The organism is Streptomyces sp. NPDC030222, from assembly GCF_055573115.1.
On record NZ_JBVICA010000012.1, the window covers coordinates 155,267 to 178,918 of the forward strand.

Annotated in this window: 23 protein-coding genes; 12 read left to right on the forward strand and 11 right to left on the reverse strand. The window is 72.6% G+C overall.

Features of this window, described 5'->3' with window-relative positions:
• Window position 1: 1 nt before the first annotated feature.
• From ACZ4Z5_RS19205 to ACZ4Z5_RS19215, 3 genes are all read left to right on the forward strand, one after another.
• Window positions 2-1,114, forward strand: coding sequence for an NAD(P)H-dependent flavin oxidoreductase (locus ACZ4Z5_RS19205; protein WP_468264176.1), 1,113 nt, complete (start codon window positions 2-4; stop codon window positions 1,112-1,114).
• A 256-nt stretch (window positions 1,115-1,370) separates the two neighbouring features.
• On the forward strand, window positions 1,371-2,438 hold the full coding sequence (locus ACZ4Z5_RS19210) for a tetratricopeptide repeat protein (RefSeq protein ID WP_468264179.1): 1,068 nt from the start codon (window positions 1,371-1,373) through the stop codon (window positions 2,436-2,438).
• On the forward strand, window positions 2,435-3,565 hold the full coding sequence (locus ACZ4Z5_RS19215) for a polyprenyl synthetase family protein (RefSeq protein ID WP_468264182.1): 1,131 nt from the start codon (window positions 2,435-2,437) through the stop codon (window positions 3,563-3,565). Before ACZ4Z5_RS19210 ends, ACZ4Z5_RS19215 begins: the two co-directional genes overlap by 4 nt.
• Window positions 3,566-3,684: 119 nt before the next feature.
• Here ACZ4Z5_RS19215 and ACZ4Z5_RS19220 read toward each other — a convergent pair whose 3' ends face one another.
• On the reverse strand, window positions 3,685-3,936 hold the full coding sequence (locus ACZ4Z5_RS19220) for a hypothetical protein (RefSeq protein ID WP_468264185.1): 252 nt from the start codon (window positions 3,934-3,936) through the stop codon (window positions 3,685-3,687).
• A 263-nt stretch (window positions 3,937-4,199) separates the two neighbouring features.
• Between ACZ4Z5_RS19220 and cpt the strand changes: the two genes are divergently transcribed.
• Entirely contained in the window at window positions 4,200-4,778 is a 579-nt protein-coding gene (gene cpt / locus ACZ4Z5_RS19225) for a chloramphenicol phosphotransferase CPT (protein WP_468264188.1), read from the forward strand.
• Between the two features lie 106 nt (window positions 4,779-4,884).
• On the opposite strand, the gene ACZ4Z5_RS19230 is transcribed toward cpt, so the two are convergent.
• Complete coding sequence (locus ACZ4Z5_RS19230; RefSeq protein WP_468264191.1) at window positions 4,885-5,844, reverse strand: immunity 49 family protein; 960 nt, start codon at window positions 5,842-5,844, stop codon at window positions 4,885-4,887.
• A gap of 220 nt (window positions 5,845-6,064) precedes the next feature.
• A complete protein-coding gene (locus ACZ4Z5_RS19235) occupies window positions 6,065-8,548 on the reverse strand; it encodes a SpoIIE family protein phosphatase (protein ID WP_468264355.1) in 2,484 nt (827 codons plus the stop codon).
• 842 nt (window positions 8,549-9,390) lie between these two features.
• Between ACZ4Z5_RS19235 and ACZ4Z5_RS19240 the strand changes: the two genes are divergently transcribed.
• From ACZ4Z5_RS19240 to ACZ4Z5_RS19255, 4 genes are all read left to right on the forward strand, one after another.
• Entirely contained in the window at window positions 9,391-10,500 is a 1,110-nt protein-coding gene (locus tag ACZ4Z5_RS19240) for an NAD-dependent epimerase/dehydratase family protein (protein ID WP_468264193.1), read from the forward strand.
• A gap of 172 nt (window positions 10,501-10,672) precedes the next feature.
• The gene (locus tag ACZ4Z5_RS19245) at window positions 10,673-11,044 is read left to right on the forward strand and encodes a hypothetical protein (RefSeq protein WP_468264196.1); all 372 of its coding nucleotides are present in this window, start codon (window positions 10,673-10,675) and stop codon (window positions 11,042-11,044) included.
• 380 nt (window positions 11,045-11,424) lie between these two features.
• A complete protein-coding gene (locus ACZ4Z5_RS19250; protein ID WP_468264199.1) occupies window positions 11,425-12,480 on the forward strand; it encodes a PHP domain-containing protein in 1,056 nt (351 codons plus the stop codon).
• A 60-nt stretch (window positions 12,481-12,540) separates the two neighbouring features.
• Window positions 12,541-13,215 carry an O-methyltransferase gene (locus tag ACZ4Z5_RS19255; RefSeq protein ID WP_468264202.1) on the forward strand — a complete coding sequence of 225 codons (675 nt, stop codon included), beginning with the start codon at window positions 12,541-12,543 and terminating at the stop codon, window positions 13,213-13,215.
• A 130-nt stretch (window positions 13,216-13,345) separates the two neighbouring features.
• Here ACZ4Z5_RS19255 and ACZ4Z5_RS19260 read toward each other — a convergent pair whose 3' ends face one another.
• Together ACZ4Z5_RS19260 and ACZ4Z5_RS19265 are read right to left on the reverse strand one after the other, a co-directional pair.
• On the reverse strand, window positions 13,346-13,549 hold the full coding sequence (locus ACZ4Z5_RS19260; protein WP_468264205.1) for a DUF5988 family protein: 204 nt from the start codon (window positions 13,547-13,549) through the stop codon (window positions 13,346-13,348).
• 266 nt (window positions 13,550-13,815) lie between these two features.
• A complete protein-coding gene (locus ACZ4Z5_RS19265) occupies window positions 13,816-14,715 on the reverse strand; it encodes a pentapeptide repeat-containing protein (protein WP_468264208.1) in 900 nt (299 codons plus the stop codon).
• A 343-nt stretch (window positions 14,716-15,058) separates the two neighbouring features.
• Here ACZ4Z5_RS19265 and ACZ4Z5_RS19270 point away from each other — a divergent pair, with 343 nt between their 5' ends.
• Both ACZ4Z5_RS19270 and ACZ4Z5_RS19275 read left to right on the forward strand, forming a co-directional pair.
• A complete protein-coding gene (locus tag ACZ4Z5_RS19270) occupies window positions 15,059-15,262 on the forward strand; it encodes a cold-shock protein (protein WP_031161015.1) in 204 nt (67 codons plus the stop codon).
• 87 nt (window positions 15,263-15,349) lie between these two features.
• Window positions 15,350-16,987 (forward strand): DEAD/DEAH box helicase, encoded by a 1,638-nt coding sequence (locus ACZ4Z5_RS19275; RefSeq protein WP_468264211.1) that lies wholly within the window; start codon window positions 15,350-15,352, stop codon window positions 16,985-16,987.
• Window positions 16,988-17,345: 358 nt separating this feature from the next.
• Here the strand turns inward: ACZ4Z5_RS19275 and ACZ4Z5_RS19280 are convergent, their stop codons facing one another.
• Complete coding sequence (locus tag ACZ4Z5_RS19280; protein WP_468264214.1) at window positions 17,346-18,035, reverse strand: anthrone oxygenase family protein; 690 nt, start codon at window positions 18,033-18,035, stop codon at window positions 17,346-17,348.
• 474 nt (window positions 18,036-18,509) lie between these two features.
• Here ACZ4Z5_RS19280 and ACZ4Z5_RS19285 point away from each other — a divergent pair, with 474 nt between their 5' ends.
• Window positions 18,510-19,478 (forward strand): cyclase family protein, encoded by a 969-nt coding sequence (locus tag ACZ4Z5_RS19285; RefSeq protein ID WP_468264216.1) that lies wholly within the window; start codon window positions 18,510-18,512, stop codon window positions 19,476-19,478.
• A gap of 241 nt (window positions 19,479-19,719) precedes the next feature.
• Here the strand turns inward: ACZ4Z5_RS19285 and ACZ4Z5_RS19290 are convergent, their stop codons facing one another.
• Together ACZ4Z5_RS19290 and ACZ4Z5_RS19295 are read right to left on the reverse strand one after the other, a co-directional pair.
• Window positions 19,720-19,932 (reverse strand): CsbD family protein, encoded by a 213-nt coding sequence (locus ACZ4Z5_RS19290; protein ID WP_468264219.1) that lies wholly within the window; start codon window positions 19,930-19,932, stop codon window positions 19,720-19,722.
• A gap of 92 nt (window positions 19,933-20,024) precedes the next feature.
• Entirely contained in the window at window positions 20,025-20,501 is a 477-nt protein-coding gene (locus ACZ4Z5_RS19295; protein WP_468264222.1) for a DUF5709 domain-containing protein, read from the reverse strand.
• A gap of 142 nt (window positions 20,502-20,643) precedes the next feature.
• On the opposite strand from ACZ4Z5_RS19295, the gene ACZ4Z5_RS19300 reads away from it, so the two are divergent.
• The gene (locus ACZ4Z5_RS19300; protein WP_468264225.1) at window positions 20,644-21,081 is read left to right on the forward strand and encodes an SPW repeat protein; all 438 of its coding nucleotides are present in this window, start codon (window positions 20,644-20,646) and stop codon (window positions 21,079-21,081) included.
• Window positions 21,082-21,179: 98 nt separating this feature from the next.
• Here the strand turns inward: ACZ4Z5_RS19300 and ACZ4Z5_RS19305 are convergent, their stop codons facing one another.
• The 3 genes from ACZ4Z5_RS19305 to ACZ4Z5_RS19315 form a co-directional block, all read right to left on the reverse strand.
• Window positions 21,180-21,593 carry a MarR family winged helix-turn-helix transcriptional regulator gene (locus tag ACZ4Z5_RS19305; RefSeq protein ID WP_468264357.1) on the reverse strand — a complete coding sequence of 138 codons (414 nt, stop codon included), beginning with the start codon at window positions 21,591-21,593 and terminating at the stop codon, window positions 21,180-21,182.
• Window positions 21,594-21,718: 125 nt separating this feature from the next.
• Window positions 21,719-22,993, reverse strand: a complete 1,275-nt coding sequence (locus ACZ4Z5_RS19310) for a cation:proton antiporter (RefSeq protein WP_468264227.1) — start codon at window positions 22,991-22,993, stop codon at window positions 21,719-21,721.
• On the reverse strand, window positions 22,980-23,585 hold the full coding sequence (locus ACZ4Z5_RS19315) for a flavin reductase family protein (protein WP_468264230.1): 606 nt from the start codon (window positions 23,583-23,585) through the stop codon (window positions 22,980-22,982). The genes ACZ4Z5_RS19310 and ACZ4Z5_RS19315 overlap by 14 nt, the downstream gene beginning before the upstream one ends.
• Window positions 23,586-23,652: the final 67 nt, after the last annotated feature.

The window sequence follows — 23,652 nt, forward strand, 5'->3', positions numbered from 1 at the left end:
CATGTCCACGACCACCCGTGCCGTGTCCCGCCGCCTCCAGGACCTGCTCGGTATCGAACACGCCGTCGTCCAGGGGCCGTTCGGCGGAGGGCTGTCGTCCGTAGGGCTGGCCGCGGCCGTCTCCGACGGCGGCGGGCTCGGCTCCTACGGAGCGCACCACCTGACACCGGACGGCATCACGGACACCGTCCGGGCGCTCGCCGCGGCGACCGGGCGCCCCTTCGCCGTGAACCTGTGGGTCCCCCTCGGCGGGGAGCTCGAACTGGCCGCAGGTCTCGGCGTCGCCGAGGCCGCCGCACACCTCGAGCGGCTGCGCCCGGTCCACGAGGCACTGGATCTCCCTCTTCCGCGCCCCGAGGACATCGTTTCCACCCCGCCCCTCGACTTCGACGAACAGATCGACGCGCTGCTGGCCGCGGCCCCGCCCGTGATCAGTTTCGTCATGGGCGTTCCGCCCCGCCGGGTGGTCCGGGAGGCCGGACGCCGCGGGATCGTCCTCATCGGCACCGCCACCACCGTCGACGAGGCCGTCGCCCTGGAATCCGCCGGATGCCATGCGGTGGTGGCCTCCGGCAGTGACGCCGGGGGCCATCGGGGAGCCTTCCTGCGGCCCGTCCGCGAATCCCTGGTCGGCACCTTCTCCCTGGTGCCCCAGATCGTCGACGCCGTCGAGGTCCCGGTGATCGCGGCCGGCGGCATCGCCGACGGCCGCGGAGTGGCGGCCGCAATGACCCTCGGCGCGGACGGCGTCCAGATCGGCACGGGATTCCTCGCGACGGAAGAGTCGGGCGCGAGCACCGTCCACCGGCGCGCACTGCGCGGCCCGGAGGCCCGCACCACCGTCCTCACACGGCTGTTCTCGGGCCGGCACGCCCGCGGCATCCCCAACCGGCTCGTCCGTGAACTGGCCGCCCACGAGGACGCCGTCCCGCCGTACCCCGTGCAGAACACCCTGATGCGGCCGGTCCGGCGAGCCGCCGCCCAACGCGGCACGCCCGACTACGTCAACCTCTGGGCCGGCCAGTCGGCCGCCCTCGCCGGCGCCGCCCACGCACGCGAGTACCTGACACAGCTGATCGCCGACGCCGAGGCGGTCCTCGGACACTCCGTCTGACGGCCCCACGGCCCGGTCGAGCGGCGGCGTCCACCGGCTTCCGCCGCCCGCCGCCGCACGCTCTCCGGCTTCGCGGACCGTCCCCAACCACCCTTCTTCCCACGGAAAGTGAGAAGAGGGTGGAACCCGGACGGAGGGAAGATCCTCTTCCTTCGCGACGCGCGCGCGTCCATGACGAGGCACGGAGAAGGGGGACCGCCGTGATGAAGGCCTTACCGCCGTACGGGCACGCGGCCGTCCCCACGGAAAGGCACCCATGTACAGCAAAGCACTCGCGCCGGAGTACCAGGGAGCGCTCAGCACACTGTCGGTGAACTCCTCCCTGACGGACGTACTCGCCAGGGCGGCCGAGCAGATGGCCGCGGCCGAACGCTCGGCGGACGCGGGGGAGAAGGCCCGTGCCGCGCTGGCACTCGCCGAGGCGCACCGCCGGCTCGGCCATGTCGAGGACGCCGACCGGGCGTGGAAGTCCAGTTACCGCACGGCCCGTTCGGCCGGCGACATGCCGGGCATGGCATGGGCGCTGTGGAGCGGAGGCACCCTCGCCCGTCAACGCGGCGCCCTGTCCCTCGCGTTCCGCCTGCTGCGGTACGCGGCCGAGGCCGGGAAACTGGGCGGTGACATCGTGGCCCGCGGCTACTCCCTGGCAGGTCTCGCCGAAACCGGCCGAATACAGGGCGACTACCGCGCCGTCGGCGAACTCCACGACCAGCTCCTCGCGGAGGCCCGCAAACGCGGCGAGGCCCGGCACACCGTCTGGGCCCTCGAAGGCATCGCCCAGATGCACCGCAACACCGGCTCCTACGACACCGCCTACACCATGTTCGAGGAGGCCGCCGAGATCGCCGGGAAGGCCGACGACCGGCGCGGCCGGGCCTGGGCGCTGCGCGGCATGGCCGACATCGTGTCCGTCCGCGACAACGATGCCGAGCGCGCCCTGGAACTCCTCGCCGAGGCCGAGGTGGCCTGCAGGGACATGAACCTGTCCAGCGCGCTCGCCTACAACCACAAGATGCGTGCCAATGTGCTGTATCGCGCCGGACGCCACGCGGAAGCCCTCTGCACCTACGAGCAGTCCCTCGAAGAGTTCCGTGCCATGGGCGAGCCGCGCGGTGAGGCCCTGTCCCGGCTCGGCGCGGTCAAGGCACGTGCCCGTCTCGGCGCGGACCCGGCGCGGACCGCGGCCGAACTCGCCGAGCTGGGACGGGTGCTGGACCGGATCGGGCTCCGGCACGCCCGGAGCATGGTCGACAAGGCCCACGCCGAACTGGGGATACCCCCACGGAGCGGCGATGTGACGGACACCGCGGAGGTGCTCGTATGACGCCTCGTACGACGGCTCCGGCCCCCACCGCCGCGCCCGGAACGGCGACACCCCCGGCCGCCCGGCCGGTGAACGACGAGCCCGGCCCCGCTCCCGGCCCGGTTTCCGCGGCCGACACCCTCGCCCGCTGCCGGGCGCTCGTGGAACCCGCACTCCGTTCCCGTGTCGCCGGCCTCCACGCCTGGCCCGCCGAGATGGCCGGCTACTCCTTCGGCTGGTGCGAGAAGGGCGGTACGCCGCGCACCGGAAAGGCGGGCAAGGGCGTCCGGCAGGCACTGGCCGTCCTCGCGGCCGAGGCCGCCGGAGCCCCCGGCTCGGTCGCCGTCGACGGAGCGGTCGCAGTCGAACTGATCCACACGTTCTCCCTGCTCCACGACGACATCATGGACGGGGACGAGTCCCGCCGCGGCCGCCCCACGGTGTGGAGCGCCTACGGCACGGGCCCGGCGGTCCTCACCGGTGACGCCCTGTTCGCCCTCGCCGTCGACGTCCTCGCCGGATCGGCCGGCCCCCGGAGCGGCGCGGCCCTCCGCATGCTGTCCGCCTGCCTCGGCGACCTGGTCAGCGGCCAGTCGGAGGACCTGCTCCTCGAGTCCCGGCCGTGGACCGGACCGGAAGCCGTCTCCGTCGACGCCTACCTCACCACGGCCGACTGGAAGACCGGCTCCCTGCTCGGCTGCGCGACGGGTCTCGGCGCCATCCTCGCCGGGGCGCCCGAGGCCACCGTCGTGGCACTCACGACGGCCGGGCGCCATCTCGGGGTCGCGTTCCAGGCGGTGGACGACGTACTGGGCCTGTGGGGCGATCCCGCAACCACCGGGAAGCCGGTTCACAACGACCTGCGCCGGCGCAAGAAGACGCTGCCCGTGCTCGCCGCCCTCGCGGCGCCGCACACGGCCGCCCATGAGCTCACCGCACTGCTGACCGGCCCGGACACTCTCGAGGGCCCGGCGCTGCGCCACGCCGCCCGCCTGGTCGAGGAGGCGGGCGGCCGGGCCGCCGCACTCGCCGAGGCGGACCGCCGCCTCGACGCGGCCCGCGACTGCCTGGCGTCCGTACCCCTCGCCCCGGGCGCTGCCGCGGAACTCCTCGCCCTCTTCCCGTACTTCGTGGCGCGCACCATGTGAGAGGGCGGCTCGGTGAGCACGGGCCTGCGAGGCCGGTGCCGGAGCACGGGTATCGGTGCCGGGTGCCGGGTGCCGGGTGCCGGCGTGGTGCGCGTCCGGCCTCCGTACGCCTCCGGTGTTCATCCGCTTCGGCGGAGCCGCCACCCGCGCATGCGCATCGCGTTCCTGCTGCAACGGCGCAGGTCCGCCGGTGCGATGCGGGCCCGCTGTCCGCCGCTGGTGACCATGGCGTTCACCGGTGCCAGCGGATCCGCGGCCATCGCCTTCGCCAGCAGTACCCCGACCACGAGGGGCAGCAGGGCCATGGCCAGGGCCGTGCCGGTGGTGGTCACCTGCTGGATGCGGGAGTGGCGGGGCGCGTCGGGAGTCATGGTTCCCATTCGATCAGCGGCGGCGGCCCGCGGAATCGGATCAGGTACTCAGGTCCCGGCGTCCTCATGTACTCATGTGCGCTGTGTACGCAGGCGCGCTGCGCACTCGGGGGCATCGCCGGGCACTCGGACAGCGGGCCGGTGACGTCGGCCACCGCACCCCGGGCGCCACCGGCGCGTTCCGAGCGGACGGCACCGAGGTGCTGCTCGGTGGGGCCGCTGCGGGTTGTGAGGGTGCGCCGCGGTGCCTCTACTGTGGCGCCGTGACGACTGAGGTGATCATTCTCAACGGTGGTTCCAGCTCGGGGAAGTCCGGGATCGCCCGGTGTCTGCAGGCGCTCCTGCCGGATCCATGGCTGGCCCTGGGGACCGACACGCTGGTCGAGGCGATGCCCGCGTCCATGCAGACATCCGATGCCGGGATCGAGTTCGCTCCGGACGGAGAGGTGATCGTCGGGCCGGAGTTCCGGACGCTGGAAGCCGCCTGGATCGCGGGGGTCGCCGCGATGGCCCGATCGGGCGCCCGGGTGATCGTCGACGAGGTCTTCCTCGGCGGCGCCGACTCGCAGCAGCGCTGGCAGGGTGCTTTGGGCGACCTGCGGGTGCTGTGGGTCGGCGTCCGGTGCGACGGCGCGGTTGCGGCAGGCCGTGAGATCGCACGGGGCGATCGGGTCATCGGCATGGCCGCGTCCCAGGCCGACGCGGTCCACCACGGCGTGGTCTATGACCTGGTGGTGGACACCACGCGTGCCGAGTCGTTGGAGTGCGCGCGGACCATCGCGGCACGTGTCGGGGGAACCGGGGGATCGACGGACCGGCGGCTCTCGGCTCCAGAAGCGTAGGGCGGAAGCGTAGGGCGGAAGCGTAAGGCGGTTGGCGGGCCGCACACGCTGCCCCGTCAACCGCCCCTGGAGTACGCGTCGGACGGCCCGGGGTGTCCTGCTGGGGTCAGGACTGCTCGGCCGCCCGCAAATCCGGGTTGTTCACCTCGGTGTCCGTCGCTCGCCGCAGCGCATCCGTGGAACCCAGAAGTCCGTGCGGCAAGTAGCCGGACCTGACGCCCGGTTCCCATCCGTGCACCTGGACCGCGAGGGCGGCAAGGGCGAGGGTGCCGACCGGCAGCAGGGTCCTGGGCGCGGGATCGGGTCCCACGCTCTCCCGGTGCTCGGCGAGCCGGGCGACGAGAGCCTGCCCGAAGGCGTGCCGGTCGTCGTCGAGGAGGACGCGGAGGAGGCGCTGGTCCGGAGCCAGGGTGCCGGCCGCGTCCAGTTTCCGGGCCGCCTCGGCACGCTCGTCGGCGTCCGGCTTGCGCAGGGTCACGGTGGGCCAGTCGCGGGGCAGGTGTCCGCTCGCCTGGGCCAGGTAGCCGCACAGCGCGTCCATCGCGGCGAGGTCCGCCGGGTCCGACGTCGAGGTGAACTTCGAGTACGGCACCCCCTTACGGATCGCGGGCGCGTAGTCCTCCCGCAACAGCAGACCGGTCACCCGCTGCCAGTCCCACACCAGGCCGCTGACCAGGCACATGGCAAACGTGTCGGCCCACGTCGCAGCTGTGGGGGCGTCCTTGACGACGTCGCCGAAGGCGATGTCCTCGCTGCTGAGCATCTCGCCGACGAGCGGGAGGACGATCTCCTGGTCACCATTGGGGAAGCAGCCGACGCTCAGCACCCCCAGGGAGCATTCCGCCGCCGTCAGCAGCGCCTTGCGCGTCGACTCGTCGAGAGCCGGGTCCTGCACGGCCCGGACGGCGACGTGGTCGAGGAGCTCGTCACGCAACTCCAGCAGCTTCCCCGGCGAAGGGTCGTCGCAGCGCAACCGGTGCCACCTCTCCACGGTCCGTCGGACTATGCCGTCGAGTGCCTGCGCCGTCTGACGTTCGCTGACCTCATGGCACGTCACTTCCTGCATGGCTGCCGTCCTTTCATGATCCTCCGGGTCGGACGCGGCACGCTATCAGCGGGCTCGGACAATGCCGTCTGCCGGGCAGCGGAGCCGGTGGTGACACGGGTTCCGAGCGGGGCGGCGTCGCCGGACAGCGGACGGAGCCGACGTCAGCCGTCGGCAGTCGTCGCCGGCCGAAGGGAAGCCGAAGGGCGGGCGGTGCGCCGGCGCTCGGAAGGGCTGTCGCTCAGACCGTCGGCCGACGGGCGGTCAGGAGGAGCGCGATGTCGTCCGGGCGGTCCGGGGCCTGGCGTGCCTTGGCGATCAGCCGGTCGGCGGTGGTGGCGAGGGAGGACAGGGAACCCGCCCGGGCGAGCTGCGCGCGCAGCCGTTCGATGCCCACGTCGATGTCGGCTCCGGGCCGTTCGACGAGACCGTCGGTGTAGAGGGCCAGCACGGAACCGGCTGCCATCCGCAGCTCGCTCACCGGGAACGACGCCTCCGGAGTGACACCGAGCACCACACCGCCGGTCAGGTCCAGCACCTCGGTCCGCCCGTCGGGCCGGCGCATCAGCGGCTGGGGATGACCGGCCCGTACGGCCCGCAGAGCGCCGTCCGCAGGGTCCAGCGTGACGTAGCAACAGCTGGCGAAGTGACCGGAGTCGAGGCCGATGAGCAGGCGATTGGTGCCGCTCATCACCTGCTGCGGCTCCTGCCCGGCGAGCGCGAACGCCCTGACCGCGCTGCGCAGTTGCCCCATCACGGCAGCCGCCTCCACACCGTGCCCCTGGACGTCGCCGATGACCAGGGCGACACCGTGGTCCGTCTCGATGACGTCGTACCAGTCACCGCCGACCTCCATGCCCTGCGTCCCCGGCAGGTACCGGCCCACGGTCTCCACGTTCGGGATCTGCGGCAGCCGGTGCGGCAGCAGTGCGTCCTGGAGCCCCCGGGCGAGGGCGACTTCGGTGTCGTACCGCTGCGCCCGCTCCAGGGCCTGGGCGATCAGTCCGGCGAGGGCCGTCAGCACGGTGCGTTCCTCCGGGCTGAAGCCGCGCGGCCTGTCGAAGCCGAGGATGCAGGACCCCACCGGGCGACCGGAGGCGATCAGCGGCAGGAAGGCACGCGCGCCGAAGTCCGCGTCCAGCGGGATGCCGGGGTACGAAGCGGCCAGTTGCTCCATGGACTCGAAGAAGATCGGACTGCCGGTGGTGAGCGTCTCCACACCCGGCAGCCGGGCGTCGAGCGCGATGCCGTCGAACTGGTCGAGGAACCCCCGGGGGAAGCCGGTCTCCCAGGCGAGGTACAGATGCCCCTCGTGGAGGACGTAGATGGCCAGCTGGCGGCCGCCGAAGGCGGGCAGCAGCTCGTCCGTGACGACGGAGGACACCTGCCGGGCAGTGACGGCCTCGGTCAGCGCGATGGCCAGCGCCACCGGCCGGTAGAGCGCCGACATGCGGGTGGCCGCGCCCGGCCCGTGCGGGGGCGGTTCCCCGCCGGTGAGCAGTTCCCCGACCGCGGACGGCGCGCGCTCCCGTTCCTCCTCCACGGCGGTTTCCAGGTCCTCGCCCTCGCGGGCCACCGGCATCGGGACGACCGTGCAGGTCAGACCGTTCGTACCGGGATGGAGCGCGACGGACAGCCACTGCTCCGCTGATCGCCTGGCCAGGAAGTGCACCGGGTCGTGGGAGAGCAGGACCGCTCGGAACGGGTCCTCGTACCCCGGGCGGTCCATCCACGGCAGCGCCTCCCACAGCGGACGTCCGAGCAGATCGGAACGCAGGCTGCCGAGCAGCTCCTCCGCGCTCCGGTTGGCGTAGACGATCCGTCCGACCCGGTCGAGGGAGAACACCCCCTCGGGCAGCCGGTCGGCGGCCTCGGCCGCCGCCGGCCCCGTCCCGAGGTCCACGGCCGAGCAGACCACCCGTCGCGCCCTGCCATGCGGATGCACGACCCGGCACGAGACCCCCACCAGGTGGGGCCAGCCGTCCGCGCCCCGGACGCGCAGTCTGCGGGTGACCGGCCGGTCGCCCTCGGCGGCCTGCCGGGCCACGGACCACAGCTCGGTCAGTTCCTCCGGCTGTCTCCGCGTCGCGAGCTCGTCCGCGGTGCCGGGGAAGTGCGCCGGAGCGGTGCCGAGGATCGCGCACAGGTCGTCGTCCGGTGTGAGCACACTGCTGTCGAGGTCCCATTCGACATGGCCGATCCGGACGGACGGGACCACCAGTGCGGGCAGCTGCACGGTCACCGGCTCCGCGTCCCACTCCACGGCCGTGTGACGTGCGTGCATGCGGGCCAGTGACGCACCGAGGCGTGCCGCGGCGGCCCTCATCAGGCGGCGGTCGGCGATCGTCACGGCGCGCCCCGGTGTCGCGGGGCGCAGGACGACGAGCACGCCGAACCGTTCCGTGCCGCCGGAAACGGGCGCGTACAACGAACCGAACGGGAAGGGGAGCCCGGCCATGAGCTGGGGGAAGCGGCGCATGGTGTCCTCGGCGTCGGCCAGCTCGATGCTCCGGCCGCTCCGGTAGGCCTCCGCGACCGGGAACGGCCGGTTCACATGCATCCGCCACCACGGCCGGAAGAGCCTGCCCGGCAGTCCCGCCAGCACGGCCAGCCGCAGCAGCTGCTGGCTGCTCGACCGCAGGTAGACGCCGCCCGCGTATCCGCCGACCGCGGCCACGGTGTCCACCACCGCCTCGGCGAGCACCCGGCTGAGCTCGCTGTGCACGAGGGCCGAGGGGTTCCCGCCGTCCAGGGATCCGGGCTCGGGGTACCTCGCCTCCGGCACTCCCGCCTCCCGGCTGCGGTCGTCCTCGTTCCCCGTCGCGGTCACTGGCGCACCCTCCTCGGGACCGTCCCGTGGCGCGTGGCGGGTGCAGCGCATCCGGCCGGGTCGGGGCGCGCGGCGTCCCCGCCACCCCGCCGTCCCGCCGCGGCCGGTCCGCTCGGGAACCCTGCCGCACCGGACGACGTGCGGGGCACGGCGGCCCGGCCGCGCCGGAACACCGGACGGCCGGTGCCCGGCACGGTGCGTCCTGCGCGCCGCCACGTAGGTCAACACAGTCAGCATGCGCCCCGGCGGCATCGGCGCGCACCTCGGCCCGGGAACGCCGTCCCGCCGTGCTCCCACCGGGTGGGTGCGGGGTCGGACGGAGCATCCGCGGCACAAGGCCCCTCGGGGACGGGACCCCGTACACCTGCACCCGCGCCCTCCGGAACGATCGGCGACGCGTCGTAGGCAGCACCCTGCAACCCACTGTCCGACCCGCTCATCCCCGCCACCTCGTCGCAGCCGGGGCTGGCCCTCGGGGTGGATACCCCGGCCGGACCGGCCCATCCGGCACCGGCGCGGCGCGCCACCACGATCCCGTGCCGCCGGACCACTCCCGTGCCGCTCCCGGCGGCGGTGCGCGGCGGCGTCTGAACCCGCCCTCACCGGGTACCCGACAGTCGACCGTCACCGGTCGCCCGGCTGCGCATCCCCGCGTGCGCGGGCACGCGGAAGGCGCAGCGCGCGCCCAGCGCGGCGGCCGGCACTCCACAGGATCACTCCCAGAAGGGCGACGAGCCATGACGGACGGAACCGCAGGCCGTCCGGCCGTCGGCGACACCGGCACGACCGGGGGCGAGGGGCCCCGCGTCGTGGTCGTCGGAGCGACCGGCAACGTCGGCAGCGCAGTAGTGAGAGCTCTCGGCCAGCACCCCTCTGTGGTGTCCGTCCTCGGGATCGCCCGCAGGGTCCCCGAGTGGCAGCCGCTCAAGACGACCTGGGCGAGCGCCGACATCGCCGAGGAAGGCACCGACCTCGTCCCGCACTTCCGCGGCGCGGACGCGGTCGTGCACCTGGCCTGGGCGTTCCAGCCCACCCACGACCCGGTGGCCACCTGGAACACCAATGTGCTGGGCGGCATCCGCGTCTTCGAGGCCGCCGCCGAGGCCGGGGTCCCGGCGCTGGTGTACGCGTCGTCCGTCGGCGCGTACTCCCCGGGCCCCGAGGAAGGCGTGGTGGACGAGTCATGGCCCACCCACGGCTGGCCCGGGGCCGCCTACTGCCGCGAGAAGGCCTACCTGGAACGCTTCCTCGACGCGTACGAACAACGGCACCCGGAGATCCGGGTCGTGCGGATGCGGCCGGGATTCGTCTTCCAGCGCTCGTCCGCGTCCGAGCAGCGGCGCATCTTCGCGGGCCCGCTGCTCCCCGGCAAGCTCGTCCGCCCGGGAGCCGTTCCCCTCGTACCGGATATCGACGGGCTGCGCTTCCAGGCCCTGCACGCCGACGACGCCGCACAGGCCTTCCTGGCCGCGGTGGCGCGCCCCGTCAGCGGCGCCTTCAACATCGCCGCCGAGCCCACCGTCGGCGCGGCCGAGATCGCGTCGCTCCTCGACGCCCGGACCGTGCGCCTGCCCCGGACGGCGGTACGCACCGCGCTCGCCGGAGCCTGGCACCTGCGGGCGGTGCCCGCCTCGCCCGACCTGTTCGACGCCGTCCTCCGGCTGCCGCTCATGGACACCATCCGCGCCCGTACGGAACTGGACTGGCAGCCCCTGCACACGGCGACCGAGGCGATCGCGGACTTCCTGGAGGGCCTGAGGGCCGGCGCGGGCCTGCCCACCGCGCCTCTGGCGCCGGACTCCGCGGGAGGGCACCCCGCCGGGAGCGGGCAGAGGCCCGCCGCCTGACCGCCTCCGACCAGCCCGCCGGGCGGACAGGCTTGCGGCACGTCTGGCATGGGCATGGGCATGCCGCCCTCGGGATGCCGTGACTGCCGGAATCAGGTGGAATGTCCGCGTCGGCAGGCTCGACGGGACGGGTGGTCCCGCGGGCCGTCCACAGCACAGAGGGAGGCCACCCGTGACCCACACAGGGAAGCCCCACGACGAGGTGGCGGTGCAGCTCGTCGGAACGCCCGAGGACGCCGAGGCGGTGTTCGACGCCCTCAGGGCGGTGTTCGCCTGCGACCGCGAGTCCGGCGACCGGCCGCGCGAGGTCGGCGGCGGTCATGCGACCGTCTACGCGGCCACCTTCGACGTCTCGGCCGCGCAGACCCCCGTGTCCCCGCCCGGCGGGCTCGACGGCACGGTGACCGCCGAACTGTCCGGCGGCTACCACGCGGTCGACCGCCTGGAGCGGGAACTCGCCACCCTGTTCGGTGTCGCCGACGAACGGGCGGTGGCCGGAGACCAGGAGAAGGTGGTGCACATGCGCCTGCGGGCGCGGGCCTGACCTTGCCGGGTCGGGCATCCGCGCCACTGCATGGGAGGGGCGCCAGACTGCCCGAACGCGGACGGCCGGGACGCCGGGCCGTCGCTGGACGCGGGAGTGCGGTGCCCGGTGCCCGATGCCCGGTGTCCGCAGTGCTCCGCCCGCCCGCCGGCCGCGCATGGGCGCCGGATATGACCGTGACCGGCAGGGACGGGACAGGGGCAGGCCGCCCGGACGTCCGCCGGGAGAGGCAGGGCGAGTGGAGGGCGTAGGACGGAGCGAGGGCGGACGTGGGTGCGGCCGCGACGGTGGGCCGACGACACCGCCGGCTTGGGCTGGCTCAGGGGTCCGCCCCGCCCGGCGGCCTTCGCCGGGCGGGCGGCGTGTCGCGAGGAGCTGTCATGGATCCGGTGCAGGCCCTGGAGGACATCGCGTTCCTGCTGGAGCGCTCCGGGTCGGCCACATACCGAGTCAAGGCGTTCCGTACGGCCGCCGCCGTCGTGGCGGGGATGCCGGCCACGGAGATCGCCGGACGGGTCCGGGCCGGCACCCTGGAGAAGGTCAAGGGCGTCGGGCCGAGGACGGCGCAGGTCGTTCGTGAGGCGCTCGACGGCGGGACACCGGCCTATCTGCAGCAGCTGCTGGACGAGGCGGCCGAGCCGCTGGCCGACGGGGGCACGGACCTGCGTGCGGCGCTCCGCGGCGACTGCCATATGCACTCCGACTGGTCCGACGGCGGAAGCCCCATCGGGGTGATGGGCACGACGGCCGCCGGGCTCGGACACGAGTGGGCGGTGCTCACCGACCATTCGCCGCGCCTCACGGTCGCGAACGGCCTGTCGGCCGAACGCCTCCGCGAACAGCTGGACGTCGTCGCCGACCTGAACCGGAGCTGGGAGCCGTTCCGTCTGCTGACCGGTATCGAGTGCGACATCCTCGAGGACGGATCACTGGACCAGGACCCCGATCTGCTGGACCGGCTCGACGTCGTCGTCGCCTCGGTGCACTCCAAACTCCGCATGGACGCCCCGGCCATGACCCGCCGTATGCTCAGGGCCGTCCGGAATCCGCTGGTGGACGTCCTCGGGCACTGCACCGGCCGGCTGCTCACCGGGCGGACGGCCGGCGGGCGACCGCGGCCCGAGTCGCAGTTCGACGCCGAGAAGGTGTTCGCCGCCTGCGCGGAGGCCGGGACGGCCGTCGAGATCAACTGCCGTCCCGAGCGGCTCGATCCGCCGTCGCGGGTGCTCCGGCAGGCCGTCGACGCCGGGGTGTTCTTCGCCATCGACACCGACGCCCATGCTCCCGGCCAGCTCGACTGGCAGATCATCGGCTGTGCCCGTGCGGAGGAGTGCGGCGTGCCGGCGGACCGCGTCGTCAACACCTGGTCCGCGGACCAGGTCCTCTGCTGGGCCCGGGCGCGGATCACCCCGGACCGCGGCGAACCGGCAGCATGAACTGGTAAGTTCCTTTTGGGAACCAAAAGGAACAGATGAAGCCGTCTCCAGGGGGCATGCATGACGCTGCATCAGTGGACCGAGGTCGACGACTATTTCGCCGATCGGCTCGTACCTCACGACCCGGCTCTGGAATCCGCCCTCGCGGACGCCGACGCCGCGGGCCTGCCCGCGATCAATGTCGCACCGAACCAGGGCAAGCTGCTCCACCTCATCGCATCCATCCAGGGCGCCCGCACCGTCCTGGAGCTCGGCACCCTCGCCGGCTACAGCACCATCTGGCTGGCCCGTGCCCTGCCGGAGGGCGGCCGGGTGGTCACGCTGGAGTCCGATCCGGCCTACGCCGAAGTGGCCCGGGCCAATCTCGGCCGCGCAGGTCTGGCGGGGACGGTGGACGTCCGGGTGGGGCCCGCGCTGGACACGCTGCCGCATCTCGTCGACGATCCGGCGGCACCGTTCGACCTGGTCTTCATCGACGCCGACAAGCCGAACAACCCGCACTATCTGGAGTGGGCGCTGCGGCTCACCCGGCCCGGGAGCGTCATCATCGCCGACAACGTCGTACGGGAGGGCGCGGTCACCGACGCGAGCAGCACCGACCCACGGGTCCGGGGAGTGCGCAGCTTCGTCGATCTGGTCTCCGCGGACCCACGGCTGAGCGCCACCGCCCTGCAGACGGTCGGCAGCAAGGGCTACGACGGGTTCGTCCTGGCCAGGGTCACCGGCGAGCGCTGACCCCCCGCCGGAGACGGAGCCCGCCGTCCCTGTGCCCCGGGCGGCCGCTGGGGCAGCGACCGGGCCGGTCGAATCCGGCGGCCCGCTCCGGCCCCGAACCCTGTGACGGTGTTCCGGCCCCCGGCGCCTGCTATTCGGCGATCTCGGTCCGCTCGAACCACTCGTACACCGGCAGCCGGCCCTGCTCGGTCTCCTGATGCCGAGGGGTCACCTTGAAATGCTCGTATCCGCCGCGGTGCGGGATCTTCAGTTCCCGGCCCGGAGGAACGATCGGGACGATCCGTGCGTGCAGATCGTCCGGTCCGCCTTCGAGGTACGCCTGGGGAGTCGTCATGGCGACAGTGTTGCCGCCACACCGGACCATCCGTCCCAGCGACGCGCCGGGGGAACGGGTTAGGGGGGCGTCCGGTGGATCACGGCCGGGCCCGGCCCGCCCGGCACCGCGGCTCGCGGCGTTGTCGTCGGTCGCCGATGCTCCGCATGGACTCTCCCCCTGCCTCTCCCTGCCTCCCCTTGCCTTCGGCGGACCCTCATCCTCCGCCTTGCAATCCACGGGACCAGACGACCCGGGCTGTCCGACCCTGATCCACCCGACGCCCCCTATCCCGCCCAGTGCCCCGGGCGGGACAGCGCGGCCGGGATCCTCGTCGCGACGTCGCCCTTCGCGGCGTTGAGCTGGGACTGGGTGAGGAACAGGGCGCCCGTGAGGTCCGCGCCGGACAGGTCCGCGTCCCGGAGGTCGGCCCCGATCAGATCCGCACCCCGCAGGTCCGCTCCGGCCAGCGCAGCGGCGATCAGATACGCCCCCCGCAGATCGGCGCCCCGGAGGTCGGCTCCGGTGAGGTCCGCGCCGATCAGGTCGGCTCCCGGGTGAGCGGTGCGACGGCCCTTCCTCCCGCGCCCCCGGGGAGCGGCCGCCCGCGCCAGTTCGCTCGTACGGCGCAGCAGGCCCGCCACCTCGCCCCGTACCGCCGGCACGTCCAGACCCGCGAGTGCGTCGGGGTCGATCTCGGTGAGACCCTCGGTCGCCGCGAGGGCCCGCCGTATCTCGCCGTGGAGCGGACGGGCGGCGGCGAGCGTCAGCGCCTCGGACAGGTACCAGAGCAGTTCGTGGAGCTGCCGTACCACCGGGAAGACGTCGAACATCCGCCGCGCGGTGTCCGGTGCCCGACGCCAGTCACGGCCGCCGAACGTCCGCTGGGAGACCTTCTGCCCGGCACCGAAGCAGTCGAAGACCGTGCAGCCCCGGAAGCCCTCCTGCCGGAGCCGGGTGTGGATGCCGCAGCTGAAGTCGGCCAGGAGATTCCGGCAGGGCCTGCCCGCGTCCTTGTCGAAGGCGAAGTCCGCGGTGGCGGCGAACGGCAGGGCCACACAGCAGAGGCCGAAGCAGTTCCCGCAGTCCGCCACGAGCCCGTCGCGCGACGCGGGGTCCGGTCCCGTCCCGGCCTCCGCAAGGGGGCGGGCATGGGCGGGGGACGCTGTGTCGCGGGTCTCGGTCACTGCTGCGGTTCTCCTCGGCTGCCGGGCTGCTCGGCACACACGCACCGGGCGGCTCACAGTGGATCGCGCGGTGTGCCGGACGGTCCAGTCTATTTCCAAGGGCTCCGGACCGTGGGTGAAGGCGGGGGCCATGCGAACGCCACGACCATCGACGGGCTCTGCGGAACCCCGGCGCGCGCCACGACGATCGGGTCACGGGCCGCCGAACTGTGCTACGGTCTCGGTGTTGCAGTTGTGGTACCCATGAACCTATGTGCGCCTGACGGGAATGTTTCTCCTTCAGGCGCATTATTTGTTTTCCGGCATCTCCGGATGGGGCCTCTGCCTACAGAAGGAGAAGGTCATGGCACAGGGAACCGTGAAGTGGTTCAACGCCGAAAAGGGTTTCGGCTTCATCGCGCAGGACGGTGGCGGTCCCGACGTCTTCGCGCACTACTCGAACATCGCGACCCAGGGCTTCCGTGAGCTGCAGGAGGGCCAGCGGGTCTCCTTCGACGTCACGCAGGGCCAGAAGGGCCCGCAGGCGGAGAACATCGTCCCCGCCTGATCTCCGGACGCGTATCCGCTCACCGGGGTCCGCACCGTCATGGTGCGGACCTCGGTTTGTGCTGTTCCCAGGAAGGCAGATCACTGCATGTCCCGCAGGTCCCAGAAGTCGAACCGACGTGCCTCGTCGTCCCCACCGTCCGCGTCGTCGCCGAGGGAGTTCCGGCTGCCGGAAAGCACGACACCCGCGCTTCCCGCCGTCGAGGACTTCGCCGGTCTGGACATGCCTGCGGGGCTGCTGAAGACCCTCTCCGCGCAAGGCGTGACCACCCCGTTCCCCATCCAGGCCGCCACCCTGCCCAACTCGCTCGCCGGTCGTGACCTGCTGGGACGGGGACGCACCGGCTCCGGCAAGACCCTCGCGTTCGGGCTGGCGCTCCTGGCCCGTACCGCGGGACTGCGCGCGGAGCCCAAGGCACCTCTCGCCCTCGTGCTGGTGCCGACCCGTGAACTCGCCCAGCAGGTGGCGGACGCGCTGACCCCCTACGCGACGGCGGTGAACCTCCGGCTGGCCACCGTGGTCGGCGGGCTGTCCATCACCAAGCAGGCCGCTGTGCTCCGGCGCGGCGCGGAGGTGGTCGTGGCGAGTCCCGGCAGGCTCAACGACCTCGTGGAACGCGGGGACTGCGTGCTCGACAGCGTACGCATCACGGTGCTGGACGAAGCCGACCAGATGACCGACATGGGTTTCCTGCCGCAGATCACCAAGCTGATCCGGCAAGTACGGCCCGACGGACAGCGCATGCTCTTCTCGGCCACCCTGGACGCCAACATCGACCGCTTGGTGCAGCGGTTCCTGACCGACCCCGTGGTGCACTCCGTGGACCCGTCCGCGGGGGCGGTGACCACCATGGAGCATCACGTGCTCCACGTCCTGGACGAGACCGACAAGAAGGCCGTCACCGCGCGCATCGCGGCCCGTGACGGCCGGGTCATCCTCTTCCTCGACACCAAGAGATCCGCTGACCGGCTCGCCAAGCGGCTCCTGAGCGTCGGTGTCCGCGCGGCGGCACTGCACGGAGGCCGCTCCCAGCCGCAACGGAACCGTACCCTGGAACAGTTCAAGACCGGCCAGGTCACCGCGCTGGTGGCGACGAACGTCGCGGCCCGGGGCATACACATCGACGACCTCGACCTCGTGGTGAACGTCGATCCCCCGACCGACCACAAGGACTACCTCCACCGGGGCGGTCGCACGGCCCGCGCCGGCGGTTCCGGCAGCGTGGTCACGCTGGTCCTGCCCGACCAGAAACGGGACGTCACCCGGCTCATGTCGGACGCGGGTATCCGGCCCCGGACGGCTCGCATCAAGTCGAGCGACGCGGAACTGGCCACCATCACCGGCGCCCGCGAGCCTTCCGGCGTGGCCGTCACCATCGAGGTCCCCCAGCCGGCGACACCGACGGCGTCCCGCCCGGACCGGAGGACCGACACCGGGCCCGGCGGGCGATCCGGCCGCCGACGCCGAAACGGCGGCGGGGCCAAAGCGGCGACAGGCGCTGCCGCCAGGACGGAGAGCCGGGGCTCGGACCGGCGGGCCGCGGCCGGGGTGACGGAGTCCGGTGGCTCCTCCGCAAGCGGCGGGCGCGGTTCTGCCCGCCGGGCGGGATCCGGCAGGGCCACGGGCGGTGCCCCCGGCTCGGGCGGCCGCGGTTCCGGCCGCCGGTCCGCGGCCGGTACGGCGACCGGCTCGGCCTCCGGCAAGGCTGTCCGCGGATCCGGCTGACGGGGGCGGCCGGCGAAGCCACGGAGGCGCGGCGTCCTGACCGGCCAATTCACATGCGCGGCACGACGGATCCAGTGCTCGTGGGACAGATGCCGCGCTCAGTCGCAAGTAGTGTGACCGAGCGCGGTGGATGGCCCGGACGGACAACTCCCCGGGTCGGCGGGACGGCTGTGCTCGGTCAGCGGCCCCGGGTCCCCGCCGTGAGCTCCTCGCGCCAGTGCCGGATGAGCGCGCCGCCCTCGGGTCATGGTGGCTGCGTCTCCTCGTCAGTCGTCACTGTCCGGTGGCGTGCCCGATGCGTGATCTTCTCGTGGACGACCACGGTCTCGTGGACGACCACGGTGAGGACGTGCGAGGGTCAGTCGCTGCCCGGACGGCCTCGACGGGGCTCCGTGGGAGCCCCCGCAAGGGTGAGGAGGGTGAGGAGCCCGAAGGCGATTGCGGCAGTCAGGGTGCGCAGATCGTTGAACAGCTCCCAGCGACGCAGGACTTCCGAGTGGTCCGCCGGTGGCGCGGTGGCGGCCCATTGTTTGATGCGGCCGTTGATGGGGACGTTTCCGAACCGCGTGATGAGGAAGGACGCGACAGCCAGGAGTCCCGCTGCGCCGGCGAGGATACGGTGTCGGCCGCGCTCCGAGGCGGCCAGGGCGAAGGCGCTGAGGGCCGAGACCGCCATCGTGCCTTGCATGGTGATGCCGTTCATCGTCATCAAAGCGGTGTGGAAGTCGAGTCTCATCTCGATCGGCACGGCGTTGAACGTGGGGACCAGGTTGGCGGCGCCGTAGCCGAAGGCGCCGGCGAGCAGGCCGGTGGAGAACAACGCGAGTGCCCGGAGCAGTCGGGTGCGCATGGGCGTCACCGGCCGGTGGAGCGGCCCGGCGGGAGCCTGCGGCCGAAGGCCGGCAGCAGGAGGTCCTGGACGGCGCGGTTCAAGGGAGCCCCGGTGCCGTAGGGCCAGTCCATTTCCTCGGCGCAGAGCCGCCCTGGCGGCCTTGACGTCCGCCTCGATGTCGGCCTGTTCGTCCCGGCGCCCCGTCGTGTTCTCCATGTGATCAAGCCTGCGGGCGACGGATCCATAAATCCAATAGACAGCTCTGCTGTCATCCAGCATGACCGCTTATGGAGTTCGGCCGGCCGCGAACCACGTCACCGTCGTCGAAGGGGGCGGCTTCACCCCGTGCAGCCGCCCGCCGGCACCTGGTCTGGTCCGGCCCGGCTCGAGCCTTGGAGCCGCCGGTTGGAACGGGAGCTCGGGCAGCCGTTGCCCGACCGCCCCCACCGGTCGCCGACGCTGACCGGGACAGGCAGGACCTGGAGTGGGCATTGCGGCACCATGGTGAAGGAGCGGTACTGGTACTGCCTGCTGCTGCCAGAAGCCGAATCCGGGTGTGGACCGCCCCGTCGGGGGCGTCCGGCGCGGGACGGTCTCGGGGAACGCGGGCGCGTCCGTCGGGCTTCCTCGCGCGTCTTCCGGTTCGTCCGGATGCGGTGCCGTTCCGCCGATCCTGGAGTGTGAAAGCAGATGACTCGCGACCACACCGATGTCCCGGTCCTCCCGGCGGACGGTCCCGCGAATGGGCCCGCAGTCTCGCGTGCGGAGTTCGACAAACTGTTCGGACAGGTCCAGACATGGGGTCGTTGGGAACCGGCCGACCGCGGTGCCTGGTCCAGGATGACTCCCGACCACGTGCGGCGGGCCACGGCGCTGGTTCGGTCCGGAGTGGTCGTTTCGATGGCGCTTCCCTGGAACACCGTGCCTGCCGTGGACAACGACAGACCGGCCCTGCACTACATGTCACGCCTCGGAGACGGGGAGCGCGGGGAACCGGCTGCCTACACGGACTTCATCGCCACCGACTTCCATGGCAAGGCCGTCAGCCATCTGGACGCACTGTCCCACATCGCATACCGGGGGACGCTCTACGACGGTCGCCGTGCGAGCGAGGTCGTGGACAGCCGAGGCGCCCGCTTCGGCGCCGTCCCGGCTCTCGGCGGCCTGGTCACCAGAGGCGTGCTCCTCGATCTGCCGGCCAGGCTGGAGACGGACTGGCTGGAACCCGGACAGGCGGTCCACGCCGGGGACATCGTTGCCGTCGAGGAGGCGCTGGGGGTGACGATCAGCGAGGGCGACGCGGTGCTGCTGCGCTCCGGACACGTCCGTCGCCGCCGTGAACTGGGCGCCTGGGATCCGGACGTGGCGAGCGCGGGCTTTCACGTGGACGCCGTACGTCTGCTGGCCGAACGCGGCATCATCCTGCTCGGCAGCGACGGCGACAGCGACGTGCGGCCCTCCCCGGTGGAAGGTGTGCACTCGCCCGTCCACGTGCTGGCCATCAACGCCATGGGGGTCCCGCTCCTGGACAATCTCGACCTGGAAGCGCTCTCCGCCGCCTGCGCCGAAGCCGGCCGCCATGCGTTTCTGCTGATGGTGGCGCCGCTCAACATCCCAGGCGGCACCGGCTCCCCGGTCACCCCTCTCGCCGTCCTCTGACCGCTGCAAGGCCTCAGCGTTCCGCTCCCGCCGGCTCTGGGGTCCGATTCGCAGATGCGACCCCTCCCGGAACGGCGTGACGGGCCCGGCGAAGGGGGCTGCCCTCCGCCCGGGTCCGCCGTGTGTGCTCGGTGCGCCGGGGTGGCCGGCAGTCGGTCCCCCGCGGAGATTCCGCAGGGCCGGGCGGCGCGGGGATTCCGCAGGCCCGGGTGGCAGGGACGCACGTCACCGGTTCCGGGTGCTACCGGTCCCGGCCCTTCGTACGGTCGTCCAGGTCCCGCAGGGCGTCTTCCGCGGCCCCTGCGGCCTGCTTGGCCTTGCCCTGCACCTGGTCGGCCGCGCCCTTGGCGCGCAGTTGCTGATCGCCGGTCATCTCCCCGGCTTTCTCCTTGGCCGCGCCCATCGCTTCCTGGGCCTTGCCGTGGATCTTCTTGCCCTTGGCTGCCATGCTCATCAGCTCCTCGACCGGTGGAACGGTCCGTTCGGTTATTTCTGCGGCTACCTCAGGATCGCCGGTGCAAACGCCTCCGTCGGCCGGAGCGTCCGTCACTCCTCGCCGTCCAGCGGCTCCTCCTCGTCGGGAATCGTGTGCATGGCCGCCTCCTCGGCGGACGCGGCACCGCCGTCGACGCCCACGTCGTGGGCTACGCAGTCGACCGCGCGGTCCGGAAAGTCCACCTCGGGCGCCAGCCGGCCGGTACGGGCGTCGCCGACCTGCCGGTCCAGGGGCTCCCCCTCCGAGCCCGGAAGGTCACCGATGCCATCGCCCTCCAGCGGCGCGACGTCCGGGGTCTCCTGGGCCAGCCGCTGGTCCAGCGTCTCCCCGCGCAGCTGTTCCTCCCCGGTGGTGCCGAACCGCTCGACGGCGAGCGGCCGCTCCGGTGGGGAGTACCCCTCGTCCAGGATCTCGTCGAGGTTCCGTTCGTCCACCACGTTCTCGAGGTCGAGGTCGTCGACAGGGGGGTTCTGCGCGTCCGAATGAGTGGGTTGGTACACGTCGTCGCCGCGCGCCTCGTCCGACATGTCGGCGCTCCTTTCCTGCCGAGTGTCGTCGCCCCGTCGCTGGGGTGCCCTCCCCTCTAGCCATAAAGGCTACATAAGGGGAATATGAGTGAATGTGGGAGCAATTACGCCGCCACCGTCGACACTGAAGGAGGTGGTGGACGTGACCACGTCGCCAACGCACGCGATCGAGGACCACCCGGACATCGTCGCGTTGCACGCGCGTTCACAGTGGGCTACGTCCAGGCCGTCGGGTCAGGCTCTGGAGGGGCTCGGGGTACTGACCGGCCTGTACCTCGCGGCCTCACCGTGGATCGTAGGCTTCAACGGTCTGTCGACCCTCGCCGTCAACAACCTGATCTGCGGTATCGCCTTCGCCTGCCTGGCAGGCGGACTCGGCACCGCTTTCGAACGGACGCACGGCATGAGCTGGGCGGCCCTGGGGATCGCCGTATGGACGATCATCGCACCCTGGGTCGTGGCCGGGAACGTGGACACCGCCGCCACGATCACCAGCAATCTCATCGCCGGCATCGTGATGGTGTGTCTCGCCCTCGCCACAGCGGCTCTGGGAATGCCTCGAGGCCTGCGTCGGCGCTGAACCACCGGGACACCACGTCCCACCGTTCCACCGGTCCTCGCCCCGCTCCGCGGTGCGGGGACCGGCCGTGTGCGGCCCTCCGCCGGGGCGGCCCGGGCTCAGGGCTCCGGGTCGAATGCCGCGAGCGCCTCGGACAGCTGCTCCAGGACGGCCAGGGTTTCGCGGAAACGAGCGGCGCCGCCCAGGCGCTGCTGCAGCCGCGCGGCGAACTCGGCGTGCTTCGGAGTGATCTTCTCGACCGCCTCCCGCCCTTCCTCGGTCACCGCGAGCAGCTTGGCGCGGCGGTGGGCGGGATTCGGTTCGTACGCCGCCAGTCCTCGGTCGACCAGGAGGTCGGCGATGCGCTGGACGCTCTGCCGCGTGACGCCCATCACCCGTGCCACACCGGCCACGGGCATCGGTTCGTGCAGGACGGCGCCCAGCACCTGCCACCACGCCGCAGTGAGGCCGGTGGGCCCGGCCAGCTGCTCGGCGACCGACAGCAACTGGCCGTTGAGGCGGAACACGGTCATCGCGGTGTCGCCGAGCAGCGCGGACGCCGGGGTCTCGTGCACGGTGCCCGGTTCACCCCCTCGTGCCTGGTCTGCAGTCGTCGCGGCGCGGCGTGCTCTCGGACCGGGTTCGCCTCCCGCGGCCATCAGCCCGCCATGGCCCGGGGCCGGTCGAGGTCGTCCTCCGTCCGTGGGGCGGCCGGCGGCCGGTGCAGCCGGGACAACGCGGGCGAGGTGACCGCGGTGGTCACCAGAGCCATGAGGACGAGCATGGCGAACAGCTCGGGACCGATCACGCCGAGCTCGAACCCGATGTTCAGGACGACGAGTTCGGTCAGGCCGCGGCAGTTCATCAGGGAGCCGATGGCCAGTGCCTCGCGCCACGACTGTCCCGCGACGCGTGCCGCGATCGCGCCGCCGCCCCACTTGCCCACCACGGCAACCGCCAGTACGACCACGGCCCACAGCCAGTGCTGTGCCGACCCGCTGAGCAGCCCGAAGTCGGTGCGCAGCCCGGTGTGCACGAAGAACAGCGGCAGCAGGACCGGGACGGCGACCGCCCGCAGCCGCGCGGCGGACCGCTCGACCACCTGGGAGTCGCGCGGCGTCACCACACCGAACAGGAACGCCCCGAACAGTGCGTGCACCCCGATGCGGTCGGTGACCAGCGCGGACAGGCACAGGCCGCTGAACAGTACGACGAGCACCGTCTGTTCGCCGGCCCCGGCCGCCCGGCCGGCCCCCCGGGCGAGCAGCGGACGCACCACCCCCAGCATCAGCGCGACGAAGCCCGCGGTGAGCGCAGCGGTGGTCAGCGCCTCCATCGGCGAACTGCTTCCGCTGACCGCCACCACCACGGTGAGCAGACACCAGGCGGTCACATCGTCGATCGCCGCGCAGGCCATGGCCAGCGCGCCGGTGGGGGTGCCGTACATCCCGCGGTCGGTGAGGATCCTGGCCAGCACCGGGAACGCGGTGATGCTCATCGACACCGCGATGAACAGGACGAACGCCGTCCGGCCCACGCCGTCCGGGGCGAACGACTCGTACATCAGCAGGGCCAGCAGCCCGCCGAGAACCAGGGGCAGGGCGATACTGGTCTGGCTGACGGCGACGGCGACCCGGCTGTTGCCGCGCAGCGCCCCGAGGTCCAGCTCCAGGCCGACGAGGAACATGAAGGCCAGCAGGCCCAGTTGGCCCAGTGCACCGGTGAACGGCGTCACCTCGGCGGGGAACAGCCAGTGCTGCGCGTCCGGCCAGAGCCAGCCCAGCAGCGACGGCCCGAGCAGGATACCGGTGGCGATCTCGCCGACGACGGGTGGCTGGCCGATCCGCCGGCACAGTGCGGCCCCGGCCCGGCAGGCCAGGATGACCGCCGGGACCGCGACCAGGATCGCGGGAAGCGCATCAGTGGACGCCATGGACGGCTCCCTCGGCGACGACGCGTGGTGCCTCCTGCGCGGCGCACGGCACTTGGTCCCGGGCGGGGGAGACCGCGTCGGACCAGCGGGCGTACCGCCGTTGTCCGTACAGCAAGGGCTTCGCCGTGGCGTCCGGCGAGGTGACTGCGCGGACCTCGCCGAACACGGCCGTGTGGTCGCCGACGGGCAGGGTCCGGACGACGACGCAGTCCGCGATCGCATGGGCCGCGCTCGTCAGATGGGGACCGCCGGCACCGAGCGGCAGCCGCCACTCCGTCCGGCCGAAGCGGTCGGCGGCTCCGGAGGCGAACAGGTCCGAGGTGGCCCGCGCCGCTTCGTGCAGCAGGTTGACCGCGAACTGGCCCGAGGCCATGACGGCTTCGAGGGTCGGGCCGGCCGTGCGCAGGCAGACCACGAGGGTCGGTGGCGACAGGGCGACGCTGGCCAGGGAACTGCAGGTCATACCGATGGGTGCGGCGTCCGCGCCCAGCGCGGTGACCACGGAGACACCGGTGGGGAAGGACGCCATCAAGGGACGGATGTCCGCTTCCCCGGCACTTTCGGACACCGGGGCCGGGACTGAGGTGGGCATGTCTGACTCCTGTCGGCTGAGGGATGCCGCATGGCGCGGCACGCGCCGCGGCGGCCGGAAGCGGGTT

What these genes read in the sequence shown, in the direction of transcription:
- ACZ4Z5_RS19250 (WP_468264199.1), top strand. Translation starts at nt 11,425, where the DNA reads ATGGATCCGGTGCAGGCCCTGGAGGACATCGCGTTCCTGCTGGAGCGC.
- ACZ4Z5_RS19215 (WP_468264182.1), top strand. Translation starts at nt 2,435, where the DNA reads ATGACGCCTCGTACGACGGCTCCGGCCCCCACCGCCGCGCCCGGAACG.
- ACZ4Z5_RS19210 (WP_468264179.1), top strand. Translation starts at nt 1,371, where the DNA reads ATGTACAGCAAAGCACTCGCGCCGGAGTACCAGGGAGCGCTCAGCACA.
- ACZ4Z5_RS19275 (WP_468264211.1), top strand. Translation starts at nt 15,350, where the DNA reads ATGTCCCGCAGGTCCCAGAAGTCGAACCGACGTGCCTCGTCGTCCCCA.
- ACZ4Z5_RS19220 (WP_468264185.1), bottom strand. Translation starts at nt 3,936, where the DNA reads ATGACTCCCGACGCGCCCCGCCACTCCCGCATCCAGCAGGTGACCACC.
- ACZ4Z5_RS19260 (WP_468264205.1), bottom strand. Translation starts at nt 13,549, where the DNA reads ATGACGACTCCCCAGGCGTACCTCGAAGGCGGACCGGACGATCTGCAC.
- ACZ4Z5_RS19280 (WP_468264214.1), bottom strand. Translation starts at nt 18,035, where the DNA reads ATGGAGAACACGACGGGGCGCCGGGACGAACAGGCCGACATCGAGGCG.
- ACZ4Z5_RS19255 (WP_468264202.1), top strand. Translation starts at nt 12,541, where the DNA reads ATGACGCTGCATCAGTGGACCGAGGTCGACGACTATTTCGCCGATCGG.
- ACZ4Z5_RS19305 (WP_468264357.1), bottom strand. Translation starts at nt 21,593, where the DNA reads ATGACCGTGTTCCGCCTCAACGGCCAGTTGCTGTCGGTCGCCGAGCAG.
- ACZ4Z5_RS19285 (WP_468264216.1), top strand. Translation starts at nt 18,510, where the DNA reads ATGACTCGCGACCACACCGATGTCCCGGTCCTCCCGGCGGACGGTCCC.
- ACZ4Z5_RS19240 (WP_468264193.1), top strand. Translation starts at nt 9,391, where the DNA reads ATGACGGACGGAACCGCAGGCCGTCCGGCCGTCGGCGACACCGGCACG.
- ACZ4Z5_RS19205 (WP_468264176.1), top strand. Translation starts at nt 2, where the DNA reads ATGTCCACGACCACCCGTGCCGTGTCCCGCCGCCTCCAGGACCTGCTC.
- ACZ4Z5_RS19230 (WP_468264191.1), bottom strand. Translation starts at nt 5,844, where the DNA reads ATGCAGGAAGTGACGTGCCATGAGGTCAGCGAACGTCAGACGGCGCAG.
- ACZ4Z5_RS19310 (WP_468264227.1), bottom strand. Translation starts at nt 22,993, where the DNA reads ATGGCGTCCACTGATGCGCTTCCCGCGATCCTGGTCGCGGTCCCGGCG.
- ACZ4Z5_RS19290 (WP_468264219.1), bottom strand. Translation starts at nt 19,932, where the DNA reads ATGAGCATGGCAGCCAAGGGCAAGAAGATCCACGGCAAGGCCCAGGAA.
- ACZ4Z5_RS19295 (WP_468264222.1), bottom strand. Translation starts at nt 20,501, where the DNA reads ATGTCGGACGAGGCGCGCGGCGACGACGTGTACCAACCCACTCATTCG.
- ACZ4Z5_RS19270 (WP_031161015.1), top strand. Translation starts at nt 15,059, where the DNA reads ATGGCACAGGGAACCGTGAAGTGGTTCAACGCCGAAAAGGGTTTCGGC.
- ACZ4Z5_RS19315 (WP_468264230.1), bottom strand. Translation starts at nt 23,585, where the DNA reads ATGCCCACCTCAGTCCCGGCCCCGGTGTCCGAAAGTGCCGGGGAAGCG.